We start from the raw sequence: 14,427 nt of genomic DNA on the forward strand, positions 1-14,427 counted from the left end.
AGAAATACTCTCTTTTTTAATTATATAAAAGATTTTTTTCATTTGGACCCTTTTTAGCTGTAGCTTTTCGCGCATATCGGAGACTCCTCCGGGAGAAGCGGGGAGCGGGAGACCCCACAGACGCGGATGCGTCGAGGAGGCTCCCGGCCCGCCCGCGGAAAGCGAAGATATGCGCGAAAAGCTACAGCATTCTTTTTGTAAGAGGTGTGGAAAAGTTATTTCGAGGGAAAAATAAAAGAAAACTTTATCCAGTTGTGGATAAGTGGTATGCTATCAAAAGTAAAGAAGATGTTAGAGTAGAAAGGATGAATTTTTACCGATGTTTTGCTGTGAAGAACATATTGAATTAGCGATGGAAATGTATATAGATCAACATGAAGAGGCGCCTCCACTACAAATAGTAGAAGAGGAAAAAAAGTTATCAACAGACTGTGAATTCTGCAAAAGTCCAGCAGTATATATGGTGGGGAACTAATATTCGCCCACTAAATGTGGACGAAAAATGTGTATATGTGGATAACTTCTGTTGATAACTTTTAAATGAAGTAGGGATGACATGTGAATATCTCAATAATTACCATTGGAAAACTAAAAGAGAAATATTTAAAACAAGGAATTCAAGAATTTTTAAAGCGACTTGGTCCATATGCGAAAGTAGAAGTTATCGAGCTTGCGGATGAAAAAGCGCCTGAACAATTAAGTGAAGCGGAAATGATACAAGTGAAAGACAAAGAGGGAGAAAGAATTTTAAGCAAAATCTCTGATGATACACATGTGATAGCACTTGCGATCGAAGGGAAACAACGCACTTCCGAAGAACTAGCAAAAGAAATAGATAAGCTGGCTACATATGGAAAAAGTAAAGTTGCATTTATCATAGGTGGGTCGCTCGGACTAAGTAGCGACGTTATGAAACGTGCAAACGATACGCTGTCTTTCTCCAAAATGACTTTTCCTCATCAAATGATGCGTTTAATACTGCTAGAGCAAGTTTATAGGGCGTTTAGGATTAATAGGGGTGAACCGTATCACAAATAGTGGTAAAACAGAGAGTGGAATTAGTTTTGGATAGTCGAACAATTAATGAAATGTTAAAATAGTTGTAGAAGAGATACTGTTTATTAACAGTATCTTTATTTTTTTGTTATAGGAAAGTGGGTGTTTTATGGAGATAATAGCATTTATTATAATCATTTTAGTCGCTTCTGTACTTCAAACGAGTACAGGATTCGGATTTTCAATTTTGGCTACTCCATTTCTTCTTTTAATATTTGAACCAATTGAGGCAATTCAAATAAACCTAATATTGTCTTTAATTATTTCTATTGCATTAATAATGAAAATTAGAAAGGATATTGATTTTGGCATCCTTCGAAGATTTGTGGTAGGGAGTGTTACAGGTCTGCCCATTGGAATTATGATCTTCTTGTTAGTTGATATAAATAGATTAAAGTTGGGAGTGAGCCTTATTATCTTAGTATTAGCAATAATGCTCATTCTTAAGTTTCGAATTAACCAAAATAAGAAGAAAGATTTAATTGTTGGTGGACTATCAGGTTCATTCACAACAAGTATAGGTATGCCCGGACCACCATTATTATTATATTTTTCAGGAACAGATACTCAAAAAGAAAAATTAAGAGGTACTACACTAGCCTTTTATTTATTTATATACTTTGTTAGTTTAATCATCCAAGTGACTTTTGCTGGAACAAATAAGACAATCTGGTTATCAAGTTTATGGGCCTTACCTTTGGTATTTGTAGGATTATATTTGGGGCAACTATTATTTAAAAGGATTAATCAAAATGTTTTTCGAATATTTACATATATAATCTTATTGTTTACAGCGATTTACTTGCTGATTGAGAGTTTGGGATTATTATAATCAATAAGGTAGCAATATCTGTTTTACCACAACCAAAATGCTGAAACGTACCATAAGTATATGAGGTTTTTAGTAGGTCTTAAATTACTTAATCTTTCCGTTTTGCCTTCTGTTCTTGGTATAATGTTTATATTAGGTGTATTTATGGATATTGAAGATATAATCCAACAGGGTGAAACTAAGTATGTAGAGTTTAAAAGTTGGATTAAAGTAAACAAGAAGGAACTAATGAATATCTTAACAAGTGAAGCAGTAGGTTTTGCTAATACAGATGGTGGTATCATCCTTGTAGGTGTTGAAGATAATGGAGAAATTACCGGATGTGAAAATTATGATGAGCAGAATATCATAGAGAGTATTTATGACAAGACGATACCTAAACTTTTTACTGATATTGATATAATAAAGATTGCTAATAAAGATATTATAAAAATAACAATACAAAAGTCACCAGAAATTGTAGCTAGTTCAAAAGGTGTTGTATATAAAAGATTAGGGAAAAATACAAAGCCACTTTATCCATCAGAATACACCTCAAATAGCATAAAGGGATTTAAAGGCGACTACTCTGCCAAAATTATCGAACGTACTACCAAAGATGATATAGATTTTACTGAAGTAGAGCGATTAAAGTTAAAAATACAATCTCGTGATAAGGATTCTACGTTATATCAATCAGACAATCTTACGTTTTTAAAGGACTTACGATTGATAGATGTTGATGGTGATGAAATTCAGTTAACAGTAGCAGGATTGTTATTTGTTGGTACGAAAGATTCGATTGCTAAATATATGCCACAATCAGAAATAATCATTCTTATATATAATGAGGGGCAGACTGAATATCATAAACGATTAGAGCTAAAAGTTCCATTAGTCCAGGCGGTAGATAGGATTCAACAATTTTTTGAAGATAGAAATGGAATACAGAACATTCAAATGGGCCTATTTAAATTGGAAATTCAAGATTATCCTATTAATGTTTTCCAAGAAGCACTTTTAAATGCAATTTCACACCGTGATTATGAGAGCGCTACTTCAATTTTTTGTTAAGTTTTATCCAAATGAAATAATTATTGAAAATCCTGGTTCGTTTCCATCTGGGGTAGATAGGACAAATATTATTACACATCCTTCTTCTCCGAGAAATAAAAAAATTGCTGAAACACTCCAAAAACTAAGATACGTTCAACGTTCCGGCCAAGGAGTAGATATCATATTTAAGGATATGCTTTCTTTAGGAAAGTCAGCTCCAGAATATAATCTATATTCTGATGCTGTAAGTTTGAATTTAAGAAGCAGTTTGGAGGACATAGAATTTCTAAAGTTTATTACTAAAGAGGAAGAAACAAACGGCGAGTTTTCAGTTTCAGAGAGCTGTATTTTAAAATACATTAAATCAAATAAAACCATTACTCTAGGCAAGGCTGCTGAGGTGGCTCAAATAACAACTCAATCTGCAGCAAATGTGTTAAACAAACTATGTCAAAAAAGAAATGTTTTACAAGGGAAGCCAGAAATAAATATATGTTTACTCATCGAGTGTATGAAAGTTTTAATGCCAATATTGATTACACAAAAGATAAAGACTTTGATGAAATTCAAGCCAACGTAATGATTTTGGACTATTTATCTAAAAATGAATATATAACACGAAAAGAAGTTGAAAGGCTTTGTGGATTTTCACCATCTACAAGTAAAAGGATATTAAAGGAATTAAGGGAACAGGAAAAAATAATTTTAGAAGGTCAAAATAAATCCAGTAAATATAAATTTAAAAAATGAGCCGCAAATGAGCCGCAAATGAGATGGAAAACCTCATTTAGATGCACCAAGGTGAACCGTATAACAAGAAAACCAAAACAAGGAGAACCAAAATGGAAGTAATATATTTTGCAGGTGGATGTCTATGGGGAGTGCAAGCATTTATAAAAACATTACCTGGTGTTACGTTTACAGAAGCAGGAAGAGCGAATGGAACAAGTCATACACTCGAGGGTGAGTATGATGGCTATGCCGAATGTGTCAAAACAGGCTTTGACCCGAAAGTTGTTACGGTAAGTAAGTTAATGGATTATTTCTTTGAAATCATTGATCCTTATAGTTTGAACCAACAAGGCCCTGATGTTGGAGAGAAGTACAGAACTGGAGTGTATAGTGAACAACCTAAACATTTGGAAGAGGCGAGAGCATTTATAAGTAAGAGGAGTGACTGTGACCGTGTAGTCGTGGAAGTATTACCTCTTACAAATTATGTGAGAAGTGCCGAAGAACATCAAGATAGGCTAACTAGATGTCCGGATGATTATTGCCATATTCCAGCAGGGATATTAACTAAATACAAGTAAGTATTAGGAAAGATTAAAATAGAGCATTTGATCCGATATGGGGTCAGTCCCCCGGTATGGTAAAACTTTAACGTACTGTGGGACAGGCGCCATAGCCCCAATTAGCAGACTAATTCGCATAGCGATTTGGTCTGCTTTTTTTATTGTCATATCAACGCTTAAAATAAATTAACATTGTAAATAACTGTACTATTAGCATAACTATTTTTATGAGGACAATAATCATTGTCCACTATAAAATTGATGTGCTAAAATTACTGCTAAATCATATGTTAGTGTTTGATTTAAAAGATATAATTTGTTTGAGATAGTTAGTTAGATATTAGCGAAGAACTATTTTTTGAAGGTAAATATAGAGTTTGTGAGTAATTAGAAATATAAATTAGGAGACAGAGAGATGAAAACAAGGGAATTACCGAAAATCCAATTAAGAGAATTAACTCTTTATGATGTTGAAGACCGTTATCAATGGGGTTTAGATAAGGAGGTAACAAAACATTTAAATATGCCAGAGAGGTATCCACCTTTTAGTAGAGAAGAAACTAAAAATTGGATTGAAATGTGCATTAACAAAACAAATGGATATGAACAAAAAGCCATTGTCACAGAAGAGGGAAAACATATTGGTTGGGTTGATTTAAAAAACATCGACAAGTTAAACAAACACGCTGAATTAGGGATTGCAATAGGAGATAAAAACTATTGGGGTAAAGGTTTTGGGCTTGCTGCAATGAATGAAATGCTTTTATGGGGATTTAATGAATTAGGACTAAATAAAATTTGGCTCAGAGTTGAAGTAGACAATGAAAAAGCAATTAAATCTTATAAACGTATGGGTTATGTAGAAGAAGGCATTTTAAGACAAGATAGATTAAGAAATGGAGAATATATTGACCGACTTCGTATGAGTATGTTGAAAGGCGAGTTTGATCAAAAGGAGTAGATAAAATGAAATATAGACCTGAACCAATAGAAGCAGCCTTTCAGTTTATTGAAAAACATTTTCCTCATTGTCAACGTACTGGGGGTCAGGTACCAGTTTCTATTTTATGTTTCTGAAAGTTTTCAATGGGTAAACAAATAAAGACACAACACAATGAAAGGGGTTTTTGAAAAATGACGGAAAAAGAAAAATACCAGCAATGTTTGGAAGAGTGCCTTGCGTGTATGGATGCATGCAATACCTGCTTTGATGCGTGTTTAAACGAGGATGATGTGAAGATGATGGCGGATTGTATCAGGTTGGACAGAGAATGTTCAGATATCTGCGCTTTGGCTGCCAGAGCCATTCAATCGAACAGTCCGTTTTTGGAACAAATCTGCAGTCTATGTGCAGAGGTGTGTGAGGCCTGCGGGAAAGAATGCAGCAAGCATGATCATGACCACTGCAAGAAATGCGCGGATGCATGCTACAGTTGTGCAAAAGCTTGTCGTGCCATGATTACTCATTAATAATCCAAATAGGAATGGCTATTTGGGCCAGTCCCCCAGTATGGTAAAACTTTAACGTACTGAGGGACAGGCAAAAACTTCCTACTTATTAATATCTATCCACAATTACTTTCCCGTCTGTAGATGTGAGCTTATATAAAATTGATTTGATAGAACTTGGTTTTATCTCATTTGGTAATTTGTCAAATATCAAATTATTTTTGGATAGTTTTACACTACTATTATGCAAAATATTCCCATAATCATCTAATATTGTATAATCAGCTCGATCTATGTCACTATAACCTGAAGCCAATCCCCATAAAATTATAGCATCAATATTTTCTGAATAAAAAAAGGAAATGTCATCATCTTTTTCTAAAGGATTAATTACTTTTGATTCGGAATGACTTCCTAACCTGTATCTATCTAAATATTCCGTTTTAAAAAAGGTAGTTATAACTAATAAATTTTGATCGTTTCCTTCTTCTTTTAGGTAGATAACCGTACCATCCTTTTCATCTTGGAATAATATGTTTACTTTTCCCATACCTGATTTCTCTATAGTATTTTGAAGTGTTGGTGAAGAACAACCACTTAGGAAAAGAAATATAATTAAAACAATAGTTAGTTTTTTCAAGGTAAGTCCTCCTGGATATATTTGAGATAGAATCATAATACTATATAGCTATTGAGCTAGTCCCCCGGTTTGGTAAAACTTTAACGTACTGGGGGTCAGGCACCAGTTTCCATTCATTAATCCTTTATGAAAAAATTTATTAGGTCATAATTATCAATTGACATAGCTAATTCGTAAGGCGAGACAGCAAAATTATTCTTATTATGTGGGTCGGCTCCATAACCCAATAATAATTTAATAAACTCGCCTTTTCCTTCTGAGTAAAAAACTGCATCAGATAATGGTGTATTACCATTTTTGTCCTTGGTATCAACAATGGCATTCTTACTGAGCATTAGTTTTGCAATTTCTAAAGCATATTGTTGTGCTGCAAAATGAAGTGCGGCAGCCTGCGATATATTGTCTTGTATATCAATATTTGCTCCGTTGTCCATTAAGAGTTTAGCTACTTCGTAATCATTTTCAATTACTGCGTGCATTAATGGAGTCCTTCCGTCTTCATCTTGAATGTCTATATCTGTACCTGAATTCACCAACTTAAGTATTGTCAATCGTTCTCCAGTTAAGATTGCATCAATTAATTCACTCAAAAAACATCACCTTTTTCTTTAATAAAAATATAGAATTTTGCAGACTCAATAATCCATAATCCTGCCCTTTAATCGAAGAACATCTATATCTATATTTTAACATAAATTCCCATAAGTCTTCTGTTTATTATTTGAAAACCATAATATTTTAGATAACAGGCTAATTTTAAAACATATACACTCAATTTCATCAAATATCAACAGAGTTATTTAATAGCCTATTATTAAATAGAATCTTACCGAACTCCCCCAGCATACCGCCAATCCTTTCCTTTGAATAAGACTAAAAACCAATATCAAAATAAATTAAACAAAACATAAATTATCAGCTAAGAATTCACACTTATCAGTCAAATGACATAGCCAACCTGTTTACGCTATAATAGTAGAGTTCTATTCACCTTTCATTGGAAAGAAAGGGGTTTTTTTATGATTACCTTACATAATGTAAGTAAAAATTTCGGATCATTTCAAGCAATAAAATCTGTTTCTATTACTGTTCCAAAAGGTGAGATTTATGGTGTAATTGGGGCAAGTGGAGCGGGGAAATCTACTCTACTTCGATTGATTAACTTACTAGAAAAACCAGATAGTGGCGAAGTGGAAGTAAGTGGACAAATTCTAACTAACTTGAACCCTAAAGCACTTCGCAAAGCACGTCAGTCAATTGGGATGATTTTTCAACATTTTCATTTAGTGTCCAATAAAACGGTGTACGACAATGTCGCGGTATCTTTACAACTAGCAAAAATACCGAGAAAAGAGCACCGAAGTAGAGTATTAGAATGTCTTCAATTTGTAGGATTAGAAACTTTCATAGATAAATATCCTGCTGAATTAAGTGGTGGGCAAAAGCAGCGAGTGGCGATTGCTAGAGCGCTAGCCAATCGACCGCAAGTATTGTTATGTGATGAACCTACTTCTTCCCTAGACCCTCATACGACGACGGAAATATTAGGTGTGTTAAACACGATTAATCAAAAACTCGGAGTAACGATTGTCATCGTAAGTCACGAGATGGAAGTAATTAAAAGTATTTGCCACAAAGTTACCGTCATGTCAGAGGGAGAAATATATAATACGGTCTCTATTGAACCGAACGGTATTCCTACTATTGATCATCATCCTGAGTGGTTTATTCAACAGCTTACGAAGGATGGTGACCGAGCCGATGCCTGAAATATTAATTCAATACGAAGCTGCCATATGGAAAGCAATAGGAGAAACATTCATTATGGTTGGGGCTTCGATTTTAGCGGCTGTGCTCGTCGGGCTTCCAGTCGGAACTATGTTGTTTCTTTGTAGAAAAGGAAAAATACTAGAAAATCGAGTCGTTTTTTCTACGTTAAATCTACTTGTAAACATTATTAGATCGTTCCCTTTTTTACTATTAGTCGTTTTTTTAATTCCTTTTACAAGGTGGATTGTTGGCACTGCCATTGGGACCGCTGCAGCGACCGTCCCACTAGCAATTATAGCGATTGCCCATTATTCCAGGTTGGTCGAGCAGTCCTTATTAGATATTCCAAAAGGAGTATTGGAAGCAGCCATCTCAATGGGAGCGTCCGTGAAGGATATCATTTTTAAATTCCTTTATGTAGAAGCTCGTTCTGGGTTAGTTCTAGGGTTAACGACATCGACGATTAGCTTTATATCATACTCTACTATTATGGGTGTTGTTGGAGGCGGAGGGGTCGGTGACTTCGCGATCCGTTATGGATACCAACAGTTTAAAACAGATTTAATGTTGTATATGATCATCATCATGGTCATACTAGTACAACTCATTCAGTTTACAGGTATGACGATAGCAAGAATGATAGATAAAAGATAACTTTAGGAGGAACACATCATGAAAAAATTAGCCATGCTATCAGCTTTGCTCTTACTATTATTAGTAGGTTGTGGCAGCCAAAATAACGATAACGAAACAACGAAGGCGAACGAAGAAGCACCAGCAACGGAAGAAGTAACCTTGAAGATAGCTACCTTAATTCCCCCAATGACAGAAATCTTGGATCTTGTAAAGCCAATGTTAGCGGAAGAAGGAATTAACCTAGAAGTAATCGTGCTTGGGGACAATGTTCAACCGAATAGCGCCTTAGCAGCAGGAGAAGTAGATGCGAACTTCTTCCAACACGTACCGTACATGGAAGAATTCAACCGAAACAACAATGCGGAATTAGTGCCAGTAGTTCCTATCTACTTTGCTAACTATGGCGTGTATTCAAAAGATTATGCTGAAATGGACCAGTTACCAGAAGGTGCTGTTGTTGCTATTGCAAATGATGTTTCCAACATCGACCGCTCCCTATCATTATTAGCACAACATAACGTGATTACGTTACAAGAAAAAACAGGCCCATACTACACGCAAAGTGATATTATGGAAAATCCAAAAAACTATCAATTTAAAGAAGTGGATTTATTAATGTTAGCTAGAATGTATGATGATGCAGATGCGGTTGTTATGACACCAGCTTATGCAGCGCCACTTGGACTCACACCGAAAAGTGATGCCCTTTTAACAGAAGGTGTAGAAAATGATTTTGCGATTACATTAGTTGCACGTAAAGACAATGTAGACTCTGCTCCCATTCAAAAGCTAGCAGAAAAAATGAACAGTCCAGAAGTTCGTGCATTTTTAGAAGAAAACTATGATGAAACGGCGATACCAGCGTTTTAGATTTTGTAGGTGCCAGACCCCTAATAAGCTAAAGTATTAGCATACCGGGGGCCTGGCACTTTTTTGTGTACCTCAACAGGGGTTTAGTACAAGGATTAGTATAAAGGACGTCCTTTTTTCAATAATTTGGCTATAAAGCTAAATGAAATATGAAATTGTAATAGATGAATGGAATCCAATCAGCGAAAATCAGCGTTTTATCGGCGAAAATCGAGAGTCAATCAGCGAAAATCAGGGATTTATCGGCGAAAACTAAGATTCTATCAGCGAATGCATTAGCTTAATCAGCGAAACTCATACTTAATCAGCGAAAAAGTAAATATATCGGCGATACAGGTGTCCATATTACGAAGCCCGTCCTCCATACGCAATTGGAAATCTGGCACTTTTTTGTTGTTTTCATTTAAAAACAAATATGCTCTAATAGAATAATAGTATACCCATGTTCGATAGAAGTGAGGAATGACTGGTGAGGAAATATAAGAAGTTTTACTTAGAGATTACGAGTGTATGTAATCTTGCCTGTAGCTTTTGTCCGCCAACGGAGCGACAGAAGCAATTTATTTCAGTGGAGGATTTTTCTAAGAGATTAGATCAAATTAAGCCGCACACAGACTACATTTATTTGCACGTGAAAGGTGAGCCATTGCTCCATCCTAAAATAGATCAGCTGTTAGATATAAGCTATGAGAAAGGCTTTAAAGTAAATATTACAACGAATGGAACGTTAATAAACAAAAAGAGAGAAAAACTACTAAATAAGCCTGCACTAAGGCAAATGAACTTTTCGCTTCATAGCTTTGACGGCCACATTGGTTCTAAAGATAAGGAAGGGTATGTGCGAAGTATTCTTTCTTTTATAAAAGAAGCAACGAGCCAGTCAGAATTGATCGTTTCATTACGCTTATGGAATCTTACACAAGATAATACGACGAATTTGGAAAGAGAGAGAAACAGAGAATTACTAACCATTATTGAAAAAGAATTTGATTTAGACTACAAAATAGAAGAGAAAGTCAGTCCAGGAAGCGGCGTGAAAATCGCGGAACGTATCTTTATCAATCAAGATTACGAATTTCAATGGCCTGCTTTGCACGAAGAGGAAGATGACGGAAAAGGCTTCTGTTATGGTCTGCGAAACCAAGCAGGTATTTTAGCAAACGGAACAGTTATTCCTTGTTGTCTAGATGGTGAGGGAGTAATCAACCTTGGAAACATTAACGATCACTCATTTTCAGATATTATTGAAATGGATAGAGCAAAAAACCTTGTAGAGGGCTTTTCACGCAGAGAGGCAGTGGAGGAACTATGCAGGAAATGTGGGTATCGCAAGAGGTTTGGAAAATAAATGAAGTTGGTGCCTGCCCCCAGCAATCTACATCTTTACTGTATTAGGGGGCAGATCAGGCATCAAAATCTACGATAACGCAATAAGAATACACAATATAAAAGTCACACCTGATAAAGGGGTCATAATTAACCGCTCTTTTTTACTCCGAGAAAATATATTTGTTAGTGTATTCAAACCGAGGAAAATAGTAAAACACCATACTAATATATTTGTAGCTAAGAGATCTATACCATTTATAACATTTGCATGCTGTAAGAAAACAAACCCCATAAATAGGAGAATCAAGGCATTAACAGCACTTACTAGCCTTAATTTTATTGGTAGGACTTTATAGTATCCTCCCATTGCATATTCACCATAAGGATAGCCAAGTGAAAGTAGCACTTGAAAAACAGCAACAGACAGAAATAAAATTGCCACAATGATAGTTGAAATGTAGATTAAATCCATCTCCCATACCTCCGACTCCTATAAAATGCTCTATAAATCAAGAACTACTGTGCTTTAAGGCGTTTACGAGCAGAATTTCGCTCGAAAGTTACCGGGATATGTTCCATCGCCTTACCCAATCCATAGAAAGGCATATTTGTGTAAACAGATTCATAGTTTCCTTTTTTTACTTGGAACGTTTCATGATAGATACCAACGGCGTTATTGTTGCCTAGCTTTTCATTGAATTTTTTCCAAGCAGTCAAATGCTTCTCATTCCTTGCATAAGCATGTAAGTCTTCCACCGAACGCCAATATTGAATCATAGTGGTCGTTCTAAGTCCATAATAGCTTTCCATTGATAAAAATCCTAATTCCTCTTTATTCATGTAAAGTTCTCTAATCATTCCTGGCATAGCGCTAAAAACGGGAAACCATTTATGGATGGCTAGTCGATTGTTGAACCTCATTCCAATGATAAAAACGACAATATCCTCTGAATTCTCGGTCGTATAGCGGCCAGGGAAAATTTGTTTATTCATTCTTCCTACTCCTTTATTGAGAAATATTTTAACGTATGCTCACACCATTCGATAGCAGCTTTTGTTCCTCTTTTTCCATAATCTAATGTAAACAGCCAGTACATTGCGTCTTTTTCCTCTTTATTATGTTGAAGTATTCCTTGTTCGATGGCTAAATACGTTTCGTAACGGGTTTCTAGTCTTTGCTTATAGTCTTGAAGGAGGGAAACTGTGCTTTCTGCAGACTGATAGGAACCAAAGAATAGTTTTAGTAGTACTTCATTACGTTCAATTGGAGCATGTTCAATGGGTTGTTCTAACCAGCTTTTTAATATTTCCAATCCTTTTGTCGTGAGATAGTACTCGTTTCTATCTACTCTTCCTTGTGTTTGGGACACCTTCACTTCGGCTAACCCTTCTTTGACGATTATTTTTAACGTAGGATAAATTTGCCCATAACTAATTTTCCAAAAATGATTTAAGCTTTGATCTATGAACTGTTTAATATCGTAACCAGATTTACAAGGAGTTGTTAAAATGCCTAATATTGCGTATGTTGTATCGTTATAAGTTTTCACTATATTCACACCTATCTAAAAGATATATATCATTTAGATATATATTAGTGGATGTAAACGATAAATGCAAGTTAATTTTCTAAATTAAGGAAAATAATTCGTTTTGAACTCCGAGGAAATTGTTGCGCTAATTTTGTGCTTGTGCTATTTAATTATAAGTTTAGAGGCAGAGTTTTGATCCGATAATAGTTTTTAAAAAGGAGACAGAAGCGAATTAAAGAGAAAAAAACATCCGTCAGCTAGAACGGATGTTTTATTGAGTTGTCAAAAGTTGGGGAAATTTCAGTGTTAAGGATGGTGAATGAATCGGAGAGTCTGTAAATTTGAGTTTGTATTAGTGTATGTTCGTTCGTGTTGTGAAATTGCTGCTTTAAAAAGTACCCCATCTTTCAACCCTGATCCTCCGTGCGCTAGAATTTTAACTACTGGAGATCAGGGTCTTTTTTATTTTTTGAAACTACGTTTAATTACGGACTCTACAAACATTTGACAACGCATCAAATCTTGTTCTTGAAGCAGTAGCTCCACTTTTAAAGTTGCAGCTAAATTTGTGTTAGTGTAGAGAATCTCAGTGAATTTATCAACTGCACCACAATAGTGGGGATAGAAGCTATCGCCTGTGCCGAAGACAGCTGTCACTACATTACTTTTTAAGAAATCACTAAACGTGTTGTAAAGCTTCTGCATTTCTTCTGGTATCTCGCCATTTCCCCAAGAATAGGTTCCAATCACTACTGCATCATATTTACTCAAATGAGGTAGCTTAAATTCATGTATGGAAAATAGATGTACATCAACGAATCGAGATAAGAAAATCGTATAAATTTGTTCTGCTAATTCTTTCGTATTACCTGTAACAGAAGAATAAATTATGGCGCACTTCATTAGAGTTCATCAAAACCGTTATACTTTGATACTTTTGAGTATGTTCTTGATTTTTGCTCAAAGAAATCAGATTTTGTATTATTAATCATTTCATCGCTAAAAACTTGAATCCAAGGCATTGGATTTGGTCTTTCTTCGTAAAAGTTTTTTAATCCTAGTTGTCTAAACCGTTTATTCGCTAAATATTCTATATATGCATCAAACTCGTCTAAGTCGATGCCTTTAATATCTTTTAATATATAACGGGCCCATTTTTTTTCAAGAACAACTGCTTGATTGATTGTACTATAGATGTAAGCAATATTAGCCTCTGTATGAAGATTGGGATTTTCCGTAAAAAGAATTCGTATAAATTGAGAAATAAAGTAAGCATGTTGCATTTCGTCTCTTTGAATATAACTAATCATGGTACTTGTTTTTAGCATTTTTTGTTGGTGGGCTAAGTGATAGAAAAAAGCAAAGCCAGCATAAAAGTAAATACCTTCTAGATTAATAGAGTTTACACATAGCTTAAATAAAGATTGCGATGTAGGTTCAGACCTAAATTCCTCATATGCATCTAAAATAAGTTGGTTACGTTGATTTACTATCGGATCTAGTTTAGCTTGATTAAACCGTTCATTTTGTTCCGCAAGTGGAACTAGGGAACTTAGTATATAAGAATATGACTCATTATGAACAGCCTCTTGTTGAGAAATAACAGCAAAGATAGCTTTGAAACTAGAATCTGTCACATAGTCCATCACTTGACTCATTGTTGGTGTTTGCAAACTGTCCAGTGAAGCTAACTGTGTGTTGATTCGCAGAAAAACATCTTTTTCTTGTTCACTTAGGCTGTCCCACTGCTTTATATCATCTTGCATATTGATTTCTTGTGCTTTCCAAAAATTTGATAAGAGTGTTTGGTACAAATCATACATTTTAGGATAGGCAATATCATTCCAGTTTAAAAGTCCTGAAGATTTTCCATTAATAATGCCAGTCGACTTGTTTGGATACTCAGGGTTAAGTAATTTAATTTTTGTTAATGGAGCATGTAACACTATTAAAACCTCCTCGTTTTTCAAATAGTAATCATAT

The 14,427-nt window shown here is 35.0% G+C and carries 20 protein-coding genes; 13 read left to right on the plus strand and 7 right to left on the minus strand.

Annotation, left to right across the window (positions count from 1 at the left end):
• Positions 1–319: 319 nt before the first annotated feature.
• The 9 genes from CDZ89_RS00700 (at position 320) to CDZ89_RS00735 (ending at position 5,688) form a co-directional block, all read left to right on the plus strand.
• Positions 320–475, plus strand: a complete 156-nt coding sequence (locus CDZ89_RS00700) for a CxxH/CxxC protein (RefSeq protein ID WP_096156196.1) — start codon at positions 320–322, stop codon at positions 473–475.
• An 83-nt stretch (positions 476–558) separates the two neighbouring features.
• Positions 559–1,038, plus strand: coding sequence for a 23S rRNA (pseudouridine(1915)-N(3))-methyltransferase RlmH (gene rlmH / locus CDZ89_RS00705; RefSeq protein ID WP_100332969.1), 480 nt, complete (start codon positions 559–561; stop codon positions 1,036–1,038).
• A gap of 127 nt (positions 1,039–1,165) precedes the next feature.
• On the plus strand, positions 1,166–1,888 hold the full coding sequence (locus CDZ89_RS00710) for a sulfite exporter TauE/SafE family protein (protein WP_100332970.1): 723 nt from the start codon (positions 1,166–1,168) through the stop codon (positions 1,886–1,888).
• Between the two features lie 144 nt (positions 1,889–2,032).
• On the plus strand, positions 2,033–2,941 hold the full coding sequence (locus tag CDZ89_RS00715) for an AlbA family DNA-binding domain-containing protein (protein ID WP_157842645.1): 909 nt from the start codon (positions 2,033–2,035) through the stop codon (positions 2,939–2,941).
• Positions 2,913–3,503, plus strand: coding sequence for an ATP-binding protein (locus CDZ89_RS00720; protein WP_157842646.1), 591 nt, complete (start codon positions 2,913–2,915; stop codon positions 3,501–3,503). The genes CDZ89_RS00715 and CDZ89_RS00720 overlap by 29 nt, the downstream gene beginning before the upstream one ends.
• Positions 3,503–3,673, plus strand: coding sequence for a winged helix-turn-helix domain-containing protein (locus tag CDZ89_RS20400; RefSeq protein ID WP_227521414.1), 171 nt, complete (start codon positions 3,503–3,505; stop codon positions 3,671–3,673). The genes CDZ89_RS00720 and CDZ89_RS20400 overlap by 1 nt, the downstream gene beginning before the upstream one ends.
• A gap of 92 nt (positions 3,674–3,765) precedes the next feature.
• On the plus strand, positions 3,766–4,236 hold the full coding sequence (locus CDZ89_RS00725; protein ID WP_096156226.1) for a peptide-methionine (S)-S-oxide reductase: 471 nt from the start codon (positions 3,766–3,768) through the stop codon (positions 4,234–4,236).
• 397 nt (positions 4,237–4,633) lie between these two features.
• Positions 4,634–5,179, plus strand: a complete 546-nt coding sequence (locus CDZ89_RS00730; protein ID WP_100332973.1) for a GNAT family N-acetyltransferase — start codon at positions 4,634–4,636, stop codon at positions 5,177–5,179.
• Between the two features lie 173 nt (positions 5,180–5,352).
• Positions 5,353–5,688, plus strand: a complete 336-nt coding sequence (locus tag CDZ89_RS00735) for a four-helix bundle copper-binding protein (protein WP_096156228.1) — start codon at positions 5,353–5,355, stop codon at positions 5,686–5,688.
• Positions 5,689–5,776: 88 nt separating this feature from the next.
• Here the strand turns inward: CDZ89_RS00735 and CDZ89_RS00740 are convergent, their stop codons facing one another.
• Entirely contained in the window at positions 5,777–6,307 is a 531-nt protein-coding gene (locus CDZ89_RS00740) for a YgdI/YgdR family lipoprotein (protein ID WP_096156229.1), read from the minus strand.
• Positions 6,308–6,423: 116 nt separating this feature from the next.
• On the minus strand, positions 6,424–6,897 hold the full coding sequence (locus CDZ89_RS00745) for an ankyrin repeat domain-containing protein (RefSeq protein WP_100332974.1): 474 nt from the start codon (positions 6,895–6,897) through the stop codon (positions 6,424–6,426).
• Between the two features lie 429 nt (positions 6,898–7,326).
• Between CDZ89_RS00745 and CDZ89_RS00750 the strand changes: the two genes are divergently transcribed.
• The 4 genes from CDZ89_RS00750 (at position 7,327) to CDZ89_RS00765 (ending at position 10,931) form a co-directional block, all read left to right on the plus strand.
• The gene (locus CDZ89_RS00750) at positions 7,327–8,076 is read left to right on the plus strand and encodes a methionine ABC transporter ATP-binding protein (RefSeq protein WP_096156231.1); all 750 of its coding nucleotides are present in this window, start codon (positions 7,327–7,329) and stop codon (positions 8,074–8,076) included.
• Positions 8,069–8,731 carry a methionine ABC transporter permease gene (locus CDZ89_RS00755; protein WP_100332975.1) on the plus strand — a complete coding sequence of 221 codons (663 nt, stop codon included), beginning with the start codon at positions 8,069–8,071 and terminating at the stop codon, positions 8,729–8,731. Before CDZ89_RS00750 ends, CDZ89_RS00755 begins: the two co-directional genes overlap by 8 nt.
• A gap of 18 nt (positions 8,732–8,749) precedes the next feature.
• The gene (locus tag CDZ89_RS00760) at positions 8,750–9,583 is read left to right on the plus strand and encodes a MetQ/NlpA family ABC transporter substrate-binding protein (protein WP_100332976.1); all 834 of its coding nucleotides are present in this window, start codon (positions 8,750–8,752) and stop codon (positions 9,581–9,583) included.
• A 469-nt stretch (positions 9,584–10,052) separates the two neighbouring features.
• Positions 10,053–10,931, plus strand: a complete 879-nt coding sequence (locus CDZ89_RS00765; protein ID WP_096156234.1) for a radical SAM/SPASM domain-containing protein — start codon at positions 10,053–10,055, stop codon at positions 10,929–10,931.
• 69 nt (positions 10,932–11,000) lie between these two features.
• Here the strand turns inward: CDZ89_RS00765 and CDZ89_RS00770 are convergent, their stop codons facing one another.
• The 5 genes from CDZ89_RS00770 to CDZ89_RS00790 form a co-directional block, all read right to left on the minus strand.
• Positions 11,001–11,384, minus strand: a complete 384-nt coding sequence (locus tag CDZ89_RS00770) for a hypothetical protein (protein ID WP_100332977.1) — start codon at positions 11,382–11,384, stop codon at positions 11,001–11,003.
• Positions 11,385–11,428: 44 nt separating this feature from the next.
• A complete protein-coding gene (locus tag CDZ89_RS00775) occupies positions 11,429–11,905 on the minus strand; it encodes a DUF4188 domain-containing protein (RefSeq protein WP_100332978.1) in 477 nt (158 codons plus the stop codon).
• Positions 11,906–11,910: 5 nt separating this feature from the next.
• The gene (locus CDZ89_RS00780) at positions 11,911–12,462 is read right to left on the minus strand and encodes a PadR family transcriptional regulator (protein ID WP_096156237.1); all 552 of its coding nucleotides are present in this window, start codon (positions 12,460–12,462) and stop codon (positions 11,911–11,913) included.
• Between the two features lie 444 nt (positions 12,463–12,906).
• The gene (locus CDZ89_RS00785; RefSeq protein WP_100332979.1) at positions 12,907–13,347 is read right to left on the minus strand and encodes a flavodoxin domain-containing protein; all 441 of its coding nucleotides are present in this window, start codon (positions 13,345–13,347) and stop codon (positions 12,907–12,909) included.
• Entirely contained in the window at positions 13,347–14,393 is a 1,047-nt protein-coding gene (locus CDZ89_RS00790; RefSeq protein ID WP_100334232.1) for a ribonucleotide-diphosphate reductase subunit beta, read from the minus strand. Before CDZ89_RS00790 ends, CDZ89_RS00785 begins: the two co-directional genes overlap by 1 nt.
• Between the last annotated feature and the right edge of the window lie 34 nt (positions 14,394–14,427).

Origin of the sequence: Bacillus alkalisoli, assembly GCF_002797415.1 — a bacterium.
Classification (GTDB): Bacteria; Bacillota; Bacilli; order Bacillales; family Bacillaceae_I; genus Bacillus_CD; species Bacillus_CD alkalisoli.

Bases quoted from the DNA above. Each gene is read 5' to 3' on its own strand.
- CDZ89_RS00770 (WP_100332977.1), bottom strand. From the start codon at position 11,384: ATGGATTTAATCTACATTTCAACTATCATTGTGGCAATTTTATTTCTG.
- CDZ89_RS20400 (WP_227521414.1), top strand. From the start codon at position 3,503: ATGATTTTGGACTATTTATCTAAAAATGAATATATAACACGAAAAGAA.
- CDZ89_RS00775 (WP_100332978.1), bottom strand. From the start codon at position 11,905: ATGAATAAACAAATTTTCCCTGGCCGCTATACGACCGAGAATTCAGAG.
- CDZ89_RS00715 (WP_157842645.1), top strand. From the start codon at position 2,033: ATGGATATTGAAGATATAATCCAACAGGGTGAAACTAAGTATGTAGAG.
- CDZ89_RS00730 (WP_100332973.1), top strand. From the start codon at position 4,634: ATGAAAACAAGGGAATTACCGAAAATCCAATTAAGAGAATTAACTCTT.
- CDZ89_RS00750 (WP_096156231.1), top strand. From the start codon at position 7,327: ATGATTACCTTACATAATGTAAGTAAAAATTTCGGATCATTTCAAGCA.
- CDZ89_RS00700 (WP_096156196.1), top strand. From the start codon at position 320: ATGTTTTGCTGTGAAGAACATATTGAATTAGCGATGGAAATGTATATA.
- CDZ89_RS00725 (WP_096156226.1), top strand. From the start codon at position 3,766: ATGGAAGTAATATATTTTGCAGGTGGATGTCTATGGGGAGTGCAAGCA.
- CDZ89_RS00710 (WP_100332970.1), top strand. From the start codon at position 1,166: ATGGAGATAATAGCATTTATTATAATCATTTTAGTCGCTTCTGTACTT.
- CDZ89_RS00755 (WP_100332975.1), top strand. From the start codon at position 8,069: ATGCCTGAAATATTAATTCAATACGAAGCTGCCATATGGAAAGCAATA.
- CDZ89_RS00760 (WP_100332976.1), top strand. From the start codon at position 8,750: ATGAAAAAATTAGCCATGCTATCAGCTTTGCTCTTACTATTATTAGTA.
- CDZ89_RS00720 (WP_157842646.1), top strand. From the start codon at position 2,913: ATGAGAGCGCTACTTCAATTTTTTGTTAAGTTTTATCCAAATGAAATA.
- CDZ89_RS00785 (WP_100332979.1), bottom strand. From the start codon at position 13,347: ATGAAGTGCGCCATAATTTATTCTTCTGTTACAGGTAATACGAAAGAA.
- CDZ89_RS00735 (WP_096156228.1), top strand. From the start codon at position 5,353: ATGACGGAAAAAGAAAAATACCAGCAATGTTTGGAAGAGTGCCTTGCG.